9 protein-coding genes are annotated in these 16,491 nt (G+C 54.1%); 7 read left to right on the top strand and 2 right to left on the bottom strand.

The features are described from left to right. Positions 1-552: 552 nt before the first annotated feature. The 3 genes from LC417_RS16115 to rcsB are packed head-to-tail and all read left to right on the top strand — an operon-like array spanning position 553 to position 5,036. Positions 553-1,707, top strand: a complete 1,155-nt coding sequence (locus tag LC417_RS16115) for an MFS transporter (protein ID WP_050680391.1) — start codon at positions 553-555, stop codon at positions 1,705-1,707. Positions 1,708-1,726: 19 nt separating this feature from the next. Next, on the top strand, positions 1,727-4,384 hold the full coding sequence (gene rcsD, locus LC417_RS16120; RefSeq protein ID WP_010248389.1) for a phosphotransferase RcsD: 2,658 nt from the start codon (positions 1,727-1,729) through the stop codon (positions 4,382-4,384). A gap of 1 nt (position 4,385) precedes the next feature. Then, the gene (gene rcsB / locus LC417_RS16125) at positions 4,386-5,036 is read left to right on the top strand and encodes a response regulator transcription factor RcsB (protein ID WP_009089068.1); all 651 of its coding nucleotides are present in this window, start codon (positions 4,386-4,388) and stop codon (positions 5,034-5,036) included. 54 nt (positions 5,037-5,090) lie between these two features. Here rcsB and rcsC read toward each other — a convergent pair whose 3' ends face one another. Both rcsC and gyrA read right to left on the bottom strand, forming a co-directional pair. After that, complete coding sequence (gene rcsC, locus LC417_RS16130) at positions 5,091-7,943, bottom strand: two-component system sensor histidine kinase RcsC (protein ID WP_022625067.1); 2,853 nt, start codon at positions 7,941-7,943, stop codon at positions 5,091-5,093. A gap of 477 nt (positions 7,944-8,420) precedes the next feature. Beyond that, positions 8,421-11,093, bottom strand: coding sequence for a DNA topoisomerase (ATP-hydrolyzing) subunit A (gene gyrA, locus LC417_RS16135; RefSeq protein ID WP_022625068.1), 2,673 nt, complete (start codon positions 11,091-11,093; stop codon positions 8,421-8,423). Between the two features lie 177 nt (positions 11,094-11,270). Here gyrA and ubiG point away from each other — a divergent pair, with 177 nt between their 5' ends. The 4 genes from ubiG to yfaE all read left to right on the top strand — a co-directional run bounded on the left by ubiG (position 11,271) and on the right by yfaE (position 16,274). Continuing rightward, positions 11,271-11,996, top strand: coding sequence for a bifunctional 2-polyprenyl-6-hydroxyphenol methylase/3-demethylubiquinol 3-O-methyltransferase UbiG (ubiG, locus tag LC417_RS16140; protein ID WP_010671459.1), 726 nt, complete (start codon positions 11,271-11,273; stop codon positions 11,994-11,996). Between the two features lie 526 nt (positions 11,997-12,522). Then, complete coding sequence (nrdA, locus tag LC417_RS16145; protein ID WP_010258098.1) at positions 12,523-14,808, top strand: class 1a ribonucleoside-diphosphate reductase subunit alpha; 2,286 nt, start codon at positions 12,523-12,525, stop codon at positions 14,806-14,808. Between the two features lie 72 nt (positions 14,809-14,880). Next, positions 14,881-16,011, top strand: a complete 1,131-nt coding sequence (gene nrdB, locus LC417_RS16150) for a class Ia ribonucleoside-diphosphate reductase subunit beta (protein ID WP_010258096.1) — start codon at positions 14,881-14,883, stop codon at positions 16,009-16,011. A 2-nt stretch (positions 16,012-16,013) separates the two neighbouring features. Continuing rightward, positions 16,014-16,274, top strand: a complete 261-nt coding sequence (gene yfaE / locus LC417_RS16155; RefSeq protein WP_010258095.1) for a class I ribonucleotide reductase maintenance protein YfaE — start codon at positions 16,014-16,016, stop codon at positions 16,272-16,274. Positions 16,275-16,491: the final 217 nt, after the last annotated feature.

Here is a 16,491-nt window from a genome sequence, read left to right on the forward strand (position 1 = left end):
TTATTGTTAGTTTTACTTGTACAGACTCACGCAAAATGTAACGTTTCTGACAGATTAAGTTTTAGCGTAGCCGTGTTAAAAAACAATTTCAATGTACAGATTTCATTATGGTTTAATCTTCATTACATAAGCCTCCCTTGAAAAAAGGGTTTCATAAAATCCGCTTTGCCTTTGTTTTTACATGTCAATTTATTGCTGACTGTTTCCGGAAATGATGCGGAAAGGTTAAAAAACCACCACTACCGGAACATCAGGGCTGTAAAAAAAATTTGTTCATTAAGCGATTCAGCCATCATTTATCAGTGGACCTGATCCGATTTTTCAGCAGCAAGTCGTTGAAAAACGACAGTGAAATTTGAGTTAAGTCATTCTGCGGGGCGGTGGTCATGCCAGGAAAGTTCTGGAAAAAATTCGCAGCGCGACAAAAGTCGGTAAACTCCCGGTTTTGTCATTTATGCCATGTTGCAATCCCCTTCCTGATAAGAGGCGCAACGACCACTGACTCACGGCCAGTGCTACACTTTTCCGCTTTACCATTGATGAATCTGACCTATGACCGCACTGGACGCTGCACAACAAAACAAACATCAGAGCCGCCTGAACTGGGGCACGCGCACCATCTTTTTGATCAATGGCTTAGGAATGTCAGCCTGGGCTCCGCTGGTGCCGTTTGCCCGCGATCGTCTGCAGCTCAGCGGCGCATCACTGGGCGCGTTACTGCTCTGTCTGGGTATTGGTTCGCTGACCGCGATGCCGGTGACCGGCACACTGGTGGCGCGGTTTGGCTGCCGTCGGGTGATGTGCTTCTCTACCCTGTTAGTGCTGATGATGATGCCGCTACTGGCCACGGCTGATTCTCATCTGGTTATGGCGGCTGCGCTGATGCTGTTTGGCGCCGGGCTGGGCATGCTGGATGTGGCGATGAATTATCAGGCGGTTCAGGTTGAGCAGGCGGCGGATAAACCGATGATGTCCGGCTTCCATGGCTTCTTCAGTCTTGGCGGGATTCTGGGTGCGGGCACGGTCAGCCTGTTGCTGAGCCAGTCTTTTACACCCCTGGCCGCCACGCTGGTGGTGATGGCAGTGATGTTATTGCTGTTGCTGTGGCGACTGCCGGTCTTAATGAATGAACGCCTGCATCAGCCCGATCAACCCTGGCTGGTGATCCCACGCGGCTGGGTCGCGTTTCTTGGCCTGCTCTGCTTTATTCTGTTCCTGGCGGAAGGGGCCGTGCTGGACTGGGGCGCGCTGCTGTTGCTGCAGAACCCGGAGATGTCACCCGCCTGGGCCGGACTGGGCTATGCGGTGTTTTCCGTGGCGATGACGCTGGGCCGTTTTAGCGGCGATAAGATCATCCAGCGTTTTGGTCGCTACCCGGTGATGCTGACCGGCGCGCTGACCGCCGCCGCGGGCATGAGTCTGGCCGTCTGGCTGCCGTGGCCGGAGATCGCCCTGCTGGCTTTCCTGCTGGTCGGCTTTGGTTTATCTAACACGGTGCCGATGTTGTTCAATGCTGCCGGGAATCAACAGGATATGCCTGCGAACCTGGCGATTTCTGCCATGACAACGCTGGGATATGCGGGTATTCTCTCAGGTCCGGCTTTAATCGGATTCATTTCGCAATGGATCAGCCTCAGCGGCGCATTTTTAGCGATCGCCCTGTTGCTGTTAGCGGTAGCCGCCAGTGCGCGAAAAGTTGCGCAATAATTCAGGTACCTGACACGCTATGTTGTATAAGTTTCCACTGACCTCCGGCAACGTCACCCGCTTTTTTGTGGTTTTCAATCTGGTGCTCCTGCTGGCGCTGGGCTTTATGGTGCATAACTCGGTGAATGCCTGGCTGACCGGGAAGCGCTATGCCATGGACGATCTGGCTCGTGACGTTCAGAAGCGCATTGATGCCTATCGCTTTGCCACCTGGCAGATCTATGAAAACCTCTCTACCAGTGCGGCAGGTGCAACACCCGGCAGTAACCTGCAGGAGACGCGACTGCGTCCCGACGTCTACTACCTGGAAAAAACCCGGCGTAAAACGGAAGCGCTGATTTTCGGCTCACATGACAGCAGCACGCTGGATATGACCATGCGGATGTCGAACTATCTCGACACGCTGTGGGGCGCAGAAAATCCCACCTGGTCGATGTACTTTTTAAATGGTCAGGACAATAGCCTGATTATGATCTCGACCCTGCCGCTGAAAGATATGGCGACGCGTTATAAAGAGAGTGCCATCAGTTCAATGGTTGATGGCCGTCGTGCTGAGATGTTGCAGCAGGCGAATGCGCTCGATGAGCGCGAGAGTTTCTCACCGCTGCGCCACCTCGCCTTCCAGAACGATCACTATTTCACGCTGCGTACCACCTTTAACCAGCCAGGCCATCTGGCCACGGTGGTCGCCTTTGATCTGCCGGTTAACGATATTGTTCCGCAGAACATGCCGCTGGAAAATTTCCAGCTGCGTCAGGACAGCTCAATGCCTGCCAGCAGCAGTGAACAGCAGGAGGTGGAAAATACCCGCATCTCACTGGTTAATCCCAATATCGAGATTACGGCCACTCTGCCCAGCACCTCGCTGCAGCTGGTTTATCAGGTGCCGATTGGCCGTCTGATTATCGACACCCTGCACAATCTGCTCTGGCCGCTGCTGATCAACCTGCTGCTGTTCCTGCTTTCACTGGCGGGTATCGTGCTGCTGCGCCAGCAGTCGCTGCGTCCCAGCGAAAACCAGAGCGCTGAACTCGATTCGCTGCGGGTATTGAATGAAGAGATTGTGGCCAGTCTGCCGGTCGGTCTGCTGGTGTATGACTTTGCCAGCAACCGCACCCTGCTGAGCAATAAGATTGCTGAACATCTTTTGCCTCACCTCAATCTGCAGAAGATCATTAATATGTCCGACCAGCATCAGGGCGTGCTGCAGGCCACCATCAATAACGAAGTGTATGAGATTCGCCACGCCCGCAGCGTGCTGTCGCCGCATACCCAGCTGTTTATGATGCGTGACCAGGATCGCGAGCTGCTGGTGAATAAGAAGCTGCAAAAAGCGCAGCAGGTGCTGGATCGTAACCATCAGATGCGACAGCAGCTGCTGCACAATCTGGGCCATGCGCTGAATCAACCCCTGGAGAAGATGGTGACGCAGCTGGTACAGCTCAGCCAGCGTGATGCCGATGAGACCGTGCTGGACCTGCTCGATGAGAGTCAGGGGCTGGCGCGGCTGGTGGATGATATTGTGCTGCTGAACCGGCTTGAGGCGCACGACTGGTCACCCGATGCGACCGTCTTTAACCTGCAGGAACTGCTGGATGAGATCGCACTGGAAAGCCTGCCGCTGATGCGCCGCAAAGGGCTGTCGCTGGTGGTGAATAATCACCTGGCTAATGATGAGACGCGCTTTGGCGACCGTCGCGCCCTGCGTAAGGTGCTGACCACGCTGATGCACTACGCCCTGACCACCACCCGCTGGGGGAAAATCACCCTGGAAGTTAAGGCTGCGGACAAGCAGGCCGATAGATTGATTATCGAACTGGTGGATACCGGTGCGGGCCTGACGGTGGATGAACTGGCCAATGTCGACTTCCCGTTCCTGGGTGATACCAGTCAGGATCGCTACGGACAGGCTTCTGGCATGGCGTTCTTCCTCTGTAAGCAGCTCTGCAAGCAGATGGGTGGCAGCCTGGATATCGTGGCAAAAGCGGATATCGGCACGCGCTACAACATGCAGTTGCCGCTGGTGCTGGAGCAGAAGCGCGAAGAAGAAGAGGAAAAAATTCTGGATGGCGTTACCGCGCTGGTGGAGATCACCGTGGAGGACGTGCATAAAATTGTCTGCCGCCATCTGGAAAACTGGGGAGCGCGTTGTCTGACACCCGACGAGCGCATTTCCGGTCAGGATCACGATGTGCTGGTGACCGACGATCCATCAAAGCTTAGCGGCTGGGCACTGCTGCTGGCGGAAGATGAACTGGGGCACCATGCACTGAACGACCAGCAGTATCGGGTCAATTTCAATCTCAGTAATGCGCTGCTGGATGCATTGCTGGCACTGATAGAGAAGCAACTGTCGCATGATGTGATGGATAACGACACGGAAGACGACGCGGCCACGCCATTGATGAGCGGCGGCTATTTCCAGCTGTTTACGGAGACAGTACCGGTTGATGTGAAGAGGCTGTATACTGAGTCGGCGGAAAAGGACTACGCCTCGCTTGCTCAGACAGCGCATCGCCTAAAGGGCGTGTTTGCCATGCTCAATCTGACTCCCGGCAAACAGCTTTGTGAAGAGTTAGAACACCACATTAAAGCGTGTGACGATTCAAACATTACAAATACCACCAGTGATATTGACGCTTACGTCAATCAACTGCTGCAGCAAGGTAACCAATAAGATGAATAACTTAAACGTAATTATTGCCGATGACCATCCAATTGTCCTTTTCGGTATCCGAAAATCTCTGGAACAAATTGAATGGGTTAACGTTGTAGGTGAGTTCGAAGACTCAACAGCACTGATCAATAATCTGTCCAAGCTTGACGCCAACGTCCTGATCACCGACCTCTCTATGCCAGGTGAGAAGTATGGCGATGGTATTACGCTGATTAAATATATTAAACGCCACTACCCGGATCTCTCGATTATTGTTCTGACCATGAACAATAACCCGGCGATTCTGAGTTCAGTGCTTGATCTCGATATCGAAGGGATTGTACTGAAACAGGGCGCGCCTACCGATTTGCCAAAGGCACTGGCTGCACTGCAGAAAGGCAAGAAATATACGCCGGAAAGCGTTGCGAAACTGCTGGAGAAAATCAGCGCGGGTGGTTATGGCGACAAACGCCTGTCACCGAAAGAGAGCGAAGTGCTGCGTCTGTTTGCAGAAGGTTTCCTGGTCACCGAGATTGCCAAGAAGCTGAACCGCAGTATCAAAACCATCAGTAGCCAGAAGAAATCAGCGATGATGAAACTGGGCGTGGATAACGATATCGCACTGCTGAACTACCTGTCGTCTGTCAGCCAGACTCAGGTCGAAAGAGACTAAGTTACTTCCTGAGGCGGTGCAGCCTGCATCGCCTCGCCTCTGCCCTTTCCTGCCCTATCCCATCCGCGTTTTACGTACCCGATCAGCATAGATTGCCAGCGTCACTTTCAGCACATCTAACGTCACCGGTTTCGACAGGCAGTTATCCATGCCCGCATCCATGCAACGCTGTTTCTCTTCCGCCAGCGCATTCGCCGTCACGCCAACCACCGGGAAGAGATGGCCCAGCTGACGCAACCGCTGCGTCAGGCGATAACCATCCATATTCGGCATGTTCACGTCGGTGAGTACGATATCAATCTCATTACGACTCAGTACATTAAGTGCATCAACGCCATCCTGCGCAGTCTTCACCTGATAGCCCAGCGTGCCGAGCTGTTCCGACAGCAGCATGCGGTTAATCGGATGGTCATCGACAATCAGCACCATGATGTCATCGTTATGCACTTTCTCTTCTACCGGCGCGGCCAGCAACAGCGCATCTGCGGCGTCGTTGCCGAGTGCGATCCGATAGATGCGCGCCAGCAGCGCCGGAACCTCGTGCAGCGTGGCGGTAGAGTGGATCCAGCGGCCGGGCTGACGTTCACGCGGCATATCCACATGCGATCCATCGAAAGTGACCAGCGCCCGCAGCGGAACATCAATATCCAGTTCGTAATCGGTCATCACCACATCGTCGTGGCCGGGCTTACCGTTATATTCTGCGACCTGAATGCCCTGCTGCTGAATCTGACGCGTGATAAATTCCGCGAGGTACTCGTTGCGCATCGCCAGCCAGATTTTCTTATCCTGTAAATCCTCCAGCAGCATCAGTGACGGCTTCTGCCCTTTGTAGATTGGAATACGCACAATAAACTGGCTGCCCATGCCTGGCTCTGAGTCGACCTCAATGTCGCCATCCATCATATTGATCAGCTTTTCACAGATCGCCAGTCCCAGCCCGGTGCCCTGGAAATTACGCTGCACGCCATTTCCCACCTGGAAGAAAGGATCAAACAGGCGTGGCAGCTCTTTCGCCGGAATGCCGACGCCAGTATCACGGACGCGGAATGCCAGATAGCCCTGCGCAACGTAAGCGTGGAGGATAATACAGCCCGTATGCGTGAACTTAATCGCGTTATTCAGCAGGTTAGAGATCACCTGCTGCAGACGCAGCGGATCGCCGTCCAGCACCTGCGGAACGTCATGCTCAATAAAGCAGTAGAGCGTAAGCCGCTTCTTCACCACCAGCGACAGATAGTTGCCGACGATGTGGGTCACGATTTCACGAGGTGCAAACGGACGCGGCTCAATTTTCAGCTGCTCTGACTCGATTTTTGAGAAGTCGAGAATATCGCTGATGATTTTCAGCAGCAGGCTGGAGGAGTTGTTCATCGCCGTCACCAGCGAGTCGATACCGCTGGGCAGCTCTTTGGTCTGCAGCAGATCGAGATTACCAATAATGCCATAAAGCGGCGTGCGCAGTTCGTGACTGACCGTGGCAAGGAACATCGATTTTGACTGGCTCGCCTGCTCTGCCGCGTGGGCCATCTCCTGCAGCGACTGCTCCATCCGCACGCGCGCCGAGACATCGACCAGCACACAAATCGCCACGTTCTCATTACGATAGCGCGAATGCACAAAGCTGATTTGCAGGTTGGTATTACTGCCGGTGAGCACATCGACAAAGTTGACCTGCTGCCCGCCAATAATCTCATTCAGCCGCAGGCGATCTTCCTGCGTCAGCAACGTCAGATAATTGTGCGCCAGCTCGTTACTCAGAATATTGGTGCCGTCGCTGGTGCGTAAAATACAGATCCCGACCGGCGCAGAGGCGACAATCTTACGGTTAAACTGCTCATGCTCTTCCAGCCGGTGCGCGTTCTCCTCCGCCGGCAGGAACATCCGGCGCTCAAACAGCCAGGCGAGGGTAAACAGAATGACAGCGCTGAAAATATTGAGCAGCAGCGCATTAATGATCATCAGCTTGAGCTGATCCACCATCACGTCGGTAGATATCGACCACACCACGTTAAGATCGGAAGGCGGCAGCGGCTTTTTCAGAACCAGCTGACGATAACCATTCAGGTATCCGAACCAGGTTTTATCATCAGGAAGACTATCGAGCGAGAAGCCCAGCCCGCCGCGCCGCGAATTTAGCAGTGGACGATAATTTTCATCGGTAATGGAGGCGATAATCGGCAGGCTGCCCGGCTGAATAAACTCATCCAGACGGATATTCTGTTCGACGCCAAGCAGCGCCTGTAACTTATTAGCAACGTAGACGGGCACCACCATAAAGAAGGTTCCGACGCCTGGCTGAGCACTGCTGTTAATCCAGTACATCGGATTGCGGCGATCTTCTTCGCTGCTGTTGCGATAGCGCAGCACATTCTCACGCAGCGATTTCAGGCTGCGTTCCCGGTCAGCATTGCTGCTGCCAATCGTGAAGTCGGCCAGACACTGACTCTCGCCACCGATAAAGAACACCCGATTCAGCTCATACGATGAGGCGAAGTTACTTTTCCAGTAATTGATGTAGTAACTGAGTGAATCGAGCGAGTTGCGCCAGGTATTGCTCATCGAGGTACAGTCGCCATCCGAAAACAGGGGCGTAAACTGCGGCTGAGATGTTTTGCCTGGCATCATACCGGTCAGCACATCCAGACCGCTGCTGGCGTTGGTTAAGCGGTTCTCGGTGATATATTTCAGCTCACGCATCATGTCCGCCGAATGGCGCACATACCACTGTATCGTGCCGTAGTTGCTGGCAAACTCCTGCCGAACCTGCGTCTCTTTATTGTGCAGCACGCTGATAATGTAAAACGCAGTAAGAACGGCACCCAGCGTCCAGATTAGCAGCGCCAGCGCGCGGAAAAGATAGCGCGAGATGCGAAGCGTAGTGCGGAAAGAGACAGGATATTTCAAAGGTAACTCGCAGTTGGCAAGGTTAGTCGCATCATCGATTTTTAATGCCCATACACTAGCTTTATCGGGCGTAAAAAGCCAGCCAGCCGCAGGCTTAGCGGGCGGTTTGGGAATCTTTTAAGACAGCCAAAGCAACATCTTTATCTTAAGAAGAAGTCGCCGTCTCTCCCCCTCAAACAAATGCACGCACACATCTCCTTAAAGCGACACCATAACCCCAACAAGAAAGGCCTGCTGTGCCCGAAGAGCAAAGCGTCTGGCCCGCGATGGCGTGGCCGATCCGCATGGATGCGGGAATCCTTTGCGATCGGGCATAGCAGGCCTTTCGGCAGCTCCCGACTCACAGCCATCAGCACCCAGCTCCCAGCCACCAGCCCTAAGCTCCCTGCTCCTTCCCCATCACACAAAAAAAAACGGCAGGCCGGGTTTCCCCTGACCTGCCGTTTCTGCAACGAACCTCAGCTCACGCCAGACAAATTACTCTTCGTCTTCAGCCGCGTCGTCTTCGTCTTCTGCATCCGCTTCCGGCGCAATCTCTTCATCGTCGTTCTCTGCTTCCGGCGCGATATCTTCCTCGCCTTCCGCCACGCTACCGTCGATTGAATCCAGCTCTTCTTCTTCAACCGGCTCGGCAACACGCTGCAGACCCACGACGTTCTCATCCTCTGCGGTACGAATCAGAATCACACCCTGGGTATTACGACCCACGACGCTGACTTCTGAAACGCGGGTACGCACCAGCGTACCGGCATCGGTGATCATCATAATCTGATCGCCATCAACGACCTGAACGGCGCCAATCACCGGACCATTACGTTCGGTCACTTTGATTGAAATAACACCCTGAGTCGCACGCGACTTGGTCGGGTATTCGCTGTTGGCCGTACGCTTGCCGTAACCATTCTGCGTCACGGTCATAATTGCACCCTCTTCACGCGGCACAATCAATGACACAACGCGATCGCCTTCAGCCAGCCTGATGCCGCGTACGCCAGAGGCGGTACGACCCATCGCACGGACTGCGGTTTCTGCAAAGCGCACCACTTTACCGGCCGCTGAGAACAGCATCGCTTCATCGTTACCGTTGGTCAGCGCCACACCGATCAGCTCATCGTCGTCACGCAGATTCACGGCAATAATGCCCGCGCTGCGTGGACGGCTGAACTCTTTCAGTGCGGTCTTCTTCACGGTACCGAGCGCGGTCGCCATAAAGATATTAAAGCCTTCGGTATACTCACGTACCGGCAGAATCGCCGTAATACGCTCGTTGGCTTCCAGCGGCAGCAGGTTGACGATTGGACGTCCACGTGCGCCACGGCTTGCTTCCGGCAGCTGATAAACCTTCATCCAGTAGAGACGGCCACGGCTGGAGAAGCAAAGAATCGTGTCATGCGTATTGGCGACCAGCAGACGATCAATGAAATCCTCTTCTTTGATACGTGCGGCTGACTTGCCCTTACCACCACGACGCTGCGCTTCATAGTCGGTCAGCGGCTGATACTTCACATAGCCCTGATGCGACAATGTCACCACAACATCTTCCTGATTGATCAGGTCTTCGATATTAATGTCAGCCGTGTTGGCGGTAATCTCTGTGCGACGCTCATCACCGAACTGATCACGCATCAGCTCCAGCTCTTCGCGGATCACTTCCATCAGACGGTCCGCGTTCGACAGAATGCGCAGCAGCTCAGCGATCTGCTCCAGCAGCGCTTTATACTCATCCAGCAGCTTCTCGTGCTCTAGGCCGGTCAGTTTCTGCAGACGCAGATCCAGAATTGCCTGAGCCTGCTGCTCGGTCAGATAGTATTGACCATCACGGATGCCATATTGTGGATCCAGCCATTCCGGACGCGCGGCGTCATCACCGGCACGCTCCAGCATCGCTGACACGTTACCGAGATCCCACGACTGCGCAATCAGACCCGCTTTCGCTTCTGCCGGGTTTGGTGCACGACGAATCAGCTCGATGATAGGATCGATATTCGCCAGCGCAATCGCCAGACCTTCCAGGATATGCGCACGATCGCGTGCTTTACGCAGTTCAAAGATAGTACGACGCGTCACAACTTCACGACGATGGCGAACAAAGGCGTCCAGAATCTCCTTCAGCGCCATGATCTTCGGCTGACCCTGATGCAGAGCGACCATGTTGATACCAAACGAGGTCTGCAACTGGGTCAGTGAATAGAGATTATTCAGCACGACTTCGCCGACCGCATCGCGCTTGATCTCAATCACGATACGCATGCCGTCTTTATCAGACTCATCGCGCAGTGCGCTGATGCCTTCGACACGCTTCTCTTTCACCAGCTCCGCAATCTTCTCAATCAGGCGTGCCTTGTTAACCTGATACGGCAGCTCATGAATGATGATGGTCTCGCGGCCCGTTTTAGCATCGGCTTCCACTTCGCCACGCGCACGAATATAAATTTTACCGCGTCCGGTGCGGTACGCTTCTTCGATGCCACGGCGACCATTGATGATAGCGGCGGTCGGGAAATCAGGCCCCGGAATGTGCTCCATCAGCTCTTCAATGCTGATGTCTTCATTTTCAATGTAAGCCAGACAGCCGTTAATCACTTCACGCAGGTTATGCGGCGGAATGTTGGTTGCCATACCTACGGCGATACCGGAAGAGCCGTTCACCAGCAGGTTAGGGATTTTGGTCGGCAGAACTTCAGGGATCTGCTCAGTGCCGTCGTAGTTCGGTACGAAATCGACGGTATCTTTTTCCAGGTCAGCTAACAGGTCGTGGGCGATTTTCGACATGCGAATTTCGGTATAACGCATCGCCGCGGCGGAGTCGCCGTCGATGGAACCGAAGTTGCCTTGTCCGTCCACCAGCATGTAACGCAGGGAGAAAGGCTGGGCCATACGTACAATGGTGTCGTAAACGGCGGAATCACCATGCGGGTGATATTTACCGATAACGTCACCGACGACGCGGGCAGATTTTTTATAGGGTTTGTTCCAGTCGTTACCCAGTACACTCATCGCAAAAAGTACGCGACGATGAACCGGCTTCAGGCCATCACGCACATCGGGTAAAGCTCGGCCAACGATGACCGACATGGCGTAACCGAGGTAAGAATTTTTTAATTCTTCTTCGATATTGACCGGTGTAATTTCTCTCGCAAGGTCGCTCATGGAGCCGCTATCCCTCTACTTAATCCCGGATTTTAAAGGTGCGAAAGTATATCACACTGCAATGCTCTGGTGAACGCTAACCACCGATTTCACCCGCTTTTCCTTGCGCCTGAAAGGTGTGCCATCTGCGGTTAAGCGTTTATACTGTGGGCACATTTTGTCAGGAGTTACGATTCAATGAATGCACAACCGCAGAATCATCAGCAGAACGTCGATGCGCAGGAAATTGCCAAGTTTGAGGCCGTTGCCTCGCGCTGGTGGGATCTGGAGGGTGAATTTAAACCGTTGCACCGCATTAACCCGCTGCGCCTGGGCTATATCGCGCAGCATAGCAACGGCTTGTTCGGTAAAACCGTGCTCGACGTCGGATGCGGCGGCGGCATCTTAGCCGAAAGCATGGCGCGCGAAGGCGCCGTGGTCACGGGTCTGGACATGGGCGCGGAACCGCTGGCCGTGGCGCGCCTGCATGCCCTGGAGAGCGGAGTGACGCTGGACTACGTGCAGCAGACCGTTGAAGAGCATGCGGAGCAGCACGCCGGAAAATATGATGTGGTGACCTGCATGGAGATGCTGGAGCACGTGCCGGATCCGCGCTCAGTGGTTCACGCCTGTGCGAAGCTGGTCAAACCCGGCGGCGAAGTCTTTTTCTCTACGCTGAACCGCAATCCAAAAGCCTGGCTGCTGGCGATATTTGGTGCGGAATATGTGTTGCGCATGCTGCCGCGCGGCACCCACGACGTGAAGAAATTTATCCGTCCTTCCGAACTGCTGGGCTGGGTCGATGAAACGGCCCTGCGTGAACGCCACATCATTGGCCTGCATTACAACCCGGTGACCAACCGCTTCAAACTGGCTCCCGGTACTGACGTGAATTATATGGTGCACACCCACCGCGCCGTCTGAGTGACCCGCCCGCCTGAATCAGGGCGGGCATCTCCTCTTCTGCGCCCGTTCTCCCTGTGCCGGTCACAGCACTCACCGCGCCAGAGGCATTCTGATGTCTGCCAATAGGTTACATCATCCCGGCTCCATCCTCTTCAGCGTTACCGCATCCGATTCTCTGCTGACCAGCAACCCGCTAGCGGCTTTTAGCCATTTTTCATCCCTTTTCCTGCTGAATCCTGAGGATTGAATAAGAAACACGCGCCCGATCATAATAAGAAAAAAAAGTGTGATCTGGTTGACATGATGCCAGGCCTTACAAGGCGTGGGCTAAGAAATTTCGCAAGAATTACAACCCCTCCAGCCATCATTTTTTGCTCTTGTTAAGCGGCCGTAAAATACTAAAATATGCCCCCATGTAGTTATGGCTTTTCCCATCACCCCCTAGATGTAGTGTTTATCCACACATTATTCACAATGAATAGGCTGTGTATAAACCGGGATTTCTTTTAATTTTTGGATACTCACGCAAAGGTAAAAACGCGACATGAACCAGAGTCTGCTCGTTACTAAACGCGATGGCCGCCAGGAGCGCATTGATCTCGACAAAATTCACCGTGTGCTGGACTGGGCAGCTGAAGGGCTGAACAACGTCTCAGTTTCACAGGTTGAGCTGCGCTCTCACATTCAGTTCTATGATGGCATCAGAACCTCTGACATTCATGAGACCATCATCAAGGCCGCAGCAGACCTCATCTCCCGCGATGCCCCTGACTATCAGTACCTGGCTGCCCGCCTGGCGATCTTCCACCTGCGCAAAAAAGCGTATGGTCAGTTTGAGCCGCCAAAGCTCTATGACCAGGTCGTTAAGATGGTCGACATGGGCAAATATGATCGTCACCTGCTGGAAGATTACAGCCAGGAAGAGTTTGCGCAGATGGACGAGTTCCTCGACCACTGGCGTGACATGAACTTCTCCTATGCCGCTGTGAAGCAGCTGGAAGGCAAATATCTGGTGCAGAACCGCGTTTCGGGTGAAATCTACGAAAGCGCGCAGTTCCTCTACATTCTGGTCGCCGCCTGCCTCTTCTCCGGCTACCCGCGCGACACGCGTATGGATTACATCAAGCGTTTCTATGATGCGATCTCGACGTTTAAAATCTCCCTGCCGACGCCAATCATGTCTGGCGTACGCACCCCAACACGTCAGTTCAGCTCCTGTGTGCTGATCGAGTGCGGCGACAGCCTGGACTCCATCAACGCCACCTCCAGCGCGATTGTGAAATATGTCTCTCAGCGTGCCGGCATCGGTATCAACGCCGGTCGTATCCGTGCGCTGGGCAGCCCGATTCGCGGCGGTGAAGCGTTCCATACCGGCTGTATCCCGTTCTACAAGCATTTCCAGACCGCGGTGAAGTCCTGTTCTCAGGGCGGCGTTCGTGGCGGCGCAGCCACCCTGTTCTACCCGATGTGGCATCTGGAAATCGAAAGCCTGCTGGTGCTGAAGAACAACCGTGGTGTTGAAGGCAACCGCGTGCGTCACATGGACTATGGTGTACAGCTCAACAAGCTGATGTATCAGCGCCTGCTGAAAGGCGAAGATATCACCCTGTTCAGCCCGTCTGACGTGCCTGGCCTGTATGACGCATTCTTCGCCAATCAGGATGAGTTTGAGCGCCTCTATACCAAATATGAGCAGGATCAGAGCATCCGCAAGCAGCGTGTTAAAGCGGTCGATCTCTTCTCACTGATGATGCAGGAACGCGCCTCTACTGGCCGTATCTACATTCAGAACGTCGATCACTGCAACACCCACAGCCCGTTTGACCCGAGCATCGCGCCGGTTCGCCAGTCTAACCTCTGCCTGGAAATCGCCCTGCCGACCAAACCGCTGGAAGATGTTAACGACGAAAACGGTGAGATTGCCCTGTGTACGCTCTCTGCGTTCAACCTCGGCGCCATCGAAAGCCTCGACGATCTGGAAGAGCTGGCTACCCTGGCAGTACGTGCGCTTGATGCGCTGCTCGACTATCAGGACTACCCGATCCCGGCTGCCCAGCGTGGCGCGATGGGTCGTCGTACTCTGGGTATCGGCGTCATCAACTACGCCTATTATCTGGCGAAGCATGGTGTGCGCTACTCCGATGGCAGCGCCAATGGCCTGACGCACAAGACCTTTGAAGCGATTCAGTATTACCTGCTGAAAGCCTCAAACGAGCTGGCGAAAGAGCAAGGTGCCTGCCCGTGGTTCAATGAAACCACCTATGCACAGGGCATTCTGCCTATCGACACCTACAAGAAAGATCTGGACGCGATCAGCAACGAACCGCTGCATCTCGACTGGGAAAGCCTGCGTGAAGAGATTAAAACGCACGGCCTGCGCAACTCGACCCTGTCTGCGCTGATGCCGTCTGAAACCTCGTCGCAGATCTCCAATGCCACCAATGGTATTGAGCCTCCACGCGGCCACATCAGCATCAAAGCGTCGAAAGATGGCATCCTGCGTCAGGTCGTGCCGGAGTATGAGCGTCTGAAAGATCAGTACGAACTGCTGTGGGAAATGCCGAACAACGACGGCTACCTGCAACTGGTGGGTCTGATGCAGAAATTCATCGACCAGGCGATTTCGTCCAACACCAACTACGATCCGTCGCGCTTCACCAACGGTAAAGTGCCGATGAAACAGCTGCTGAAAGATCTGCTGACGGCGTATAAGTTCGGCGTGAAAACGCTCTACTATCAAAACACCCGTGACGGTGCTGAAGATGCGCAGGATGACCTGGCACCTTCTATCCAGGATGATGGCTGCGAGAGCGGCGCCTGTAAGATCTAATGGTCAGGCGGGAGAATCTCCCGCCTCATTCATTTCACGAGGCCTGGCTTCGTCTACTTTTGGACAACTTTTATGGCTTACTCCACTTTCTCACAGAACAAAAATGATCAGCTGAAAGAGCCGATGTTTTTCGGTCAGTCCGTAAACGTGGCGCGCTTCGACCAGCAAAAATATGACATCTTTGAAAAGCTGATCGAAAAGCAGCTCTCCTTCTTCTGGCGTCCGGAAGAGGTCGACGTTTCACGCGATCGCATCGATTACCAGGCGCTGCCGGACCACGAAAAACATATCTTTATCAGCAACCTGAAATATCAGACGCTGCTGGATTCGATTCAGGGCCGCAGCCCGAACGTCGCGCTGCTGCCGCTGATCTCGATTCCTGAACTGGAAACCTGGATTGAAACCTGGGCGTTCTCAGAGACGATTCACTCCCGTTCTTACACCCACATCATCCGTAATATCGTTAACGATCCGGCAGTGGTGTTTGACGATATCGTCACCAATGAGCAGATTCTGGCGCGTGCTCAGGATATCTCACGCTATTACGACGATCTGATTGAGATGACCAACTACTGGCATCAGCTGGGTGAAGGCACGCATCAGGTCAATGGCAAACCGGTTGTCGTCAGCCTGCGCGCCCTGAAGAAGCAGCTCTATATCTGCCTGATGAGCGTCAATGCGCTGGAAGCGATCCGTTTCTATGTCAGCTTCGCCTGTTCATTCGCGTTCGCTGAGCGCGAGCTGATGGAAGGCAATGCCAAAATCATCAAGCTGATTGCCCGCGATGAAGCGCTGCACCTGACCGGCACTCAGCACATGCTGAACCTGCTGCGCAGCGGTGAAGACGATCCGGAGATGAAAGAGATTGCGGCAGAGTGCCGTGAAGAGTGCTTCGAGCTGTTTAAGAAAGCAGCGCTGCAGGAGAAAGAGTGGGCAGAATATCTGTTCAGCGGCGGCTCAATGATCGGCCTGAACAAAGATATTCTCTGCCAGTACATTGAGTACATCACCAATATCCGTATGCAGGCTGTTGGCCTTGATTTGCCGTTCCAGACGCGCTCAAACCCAATCCCATGGATTAACTCCTGGCTGGTCTCTGACAACGTTCAGGTTGCGCCACAGGAAGTGGAAGTGAGCTCCTATCTGGTGGGTCAGATCGATTCTGAAGTAGGCGCTAACGACTTCGACGACTTCCAGCTTTAATTATGAGCCGCGACGTTGTTATTCTGCGCAGTTCCGGCACCCGGCTGGAATGCACAGACGAACATACCAATCTGCTGACGCTGCTGGAAGCCAACAATCTCTGCGTGGAGTTTCAGTGCCGCGAAGGTTATTGCGGCTCCTGCCGGATGCGGCTGCTGAAAGGCGAAGTGCATTACCCACAGCGGCCGCTGGCCTTTGTGCAGCAGGATGAGATCCTGCCCTGCTGCTGCAAAGCCAAAGGCGAGATTGAGCTGGAGTTATAACTGAGGTGGAATAAGTCTGGCTTGATTTGCTGTGAGATCGAGTCAGCTTAGGGAACACGGTCAGATCGGAAAGACGCAAAAAGCGTCATCCCTGACAGCTCGGCCCGCGCGATTACGCACCTCATCCCTGAGGTGCGCCCGTAGCCGGGCCAACGCGTTGCGTTGTTCAAAAACGCTCCCGGCGTTTTTGTCCCAGGCGCGGGACGCTTTCCTCCTC

It is taken from the genome of Pantoea sp. OVA07A, from assembly GCF_019969975.1.
Lineage (GTDB): Bacteria > Pseudomonadota > Gammaproteobacteria > Enterobacterales > Enterobacteriaceae > Pantoea > Pantoea agglomerans.

Coding starts and splice junctions, on each gene's coding strand:
- LC417_RS16115 (WP_050680391.1), top strand. CDS start 553: ATGACCGCACTGGACGCTGCACAACAAAACAAACATCAGAGCCGCCTG.
- rcsD (WP_010248389.1), top strand. CDS start 1,727: ATGTTGTATAAGTTTCCACTGACCTCCGGCAACGTCACCCGCTTTTTT.
- rcsB (WP_009089068.1), top strand. CDS start 4,386: ATGAATAACTTAAACGTAATTATTGCCGATGACCATCCAATTGTCCTT.
- gyrA (WP_022625068.1), bottom strand. CDS start 11,093: ATGAGCGACCTTGCGAGAGAAATTACACCGGTCAATATCGAAGAAGAA.
- ubiG (WP_010671459.1), top strand. CDS start 11,271: ATGAATGCACAACCGCAGAATCATCAGCAGAACGTCGATGCGCAGGAA.
- nrdA (WP_010258098.1), top strand. CDS start 12,523: ATGAACCAGAGTCTGCTCGTTACTAAACGCGATGGCCGCCAGGAGCGC.
- nrdB (WP_010258096.1), top strand. CDS start 14,881: ATGGCTTACTCCACTTTCTCACAGAACAAAAATGATCAGCTGAAAGAG.
- yfaE (WP_010258095.1), top strand. CDS start 16,014: ATGAGCCGCGACGTTGTTATTCTGCGCAGTTCCGGCACCCGGCTGGAA.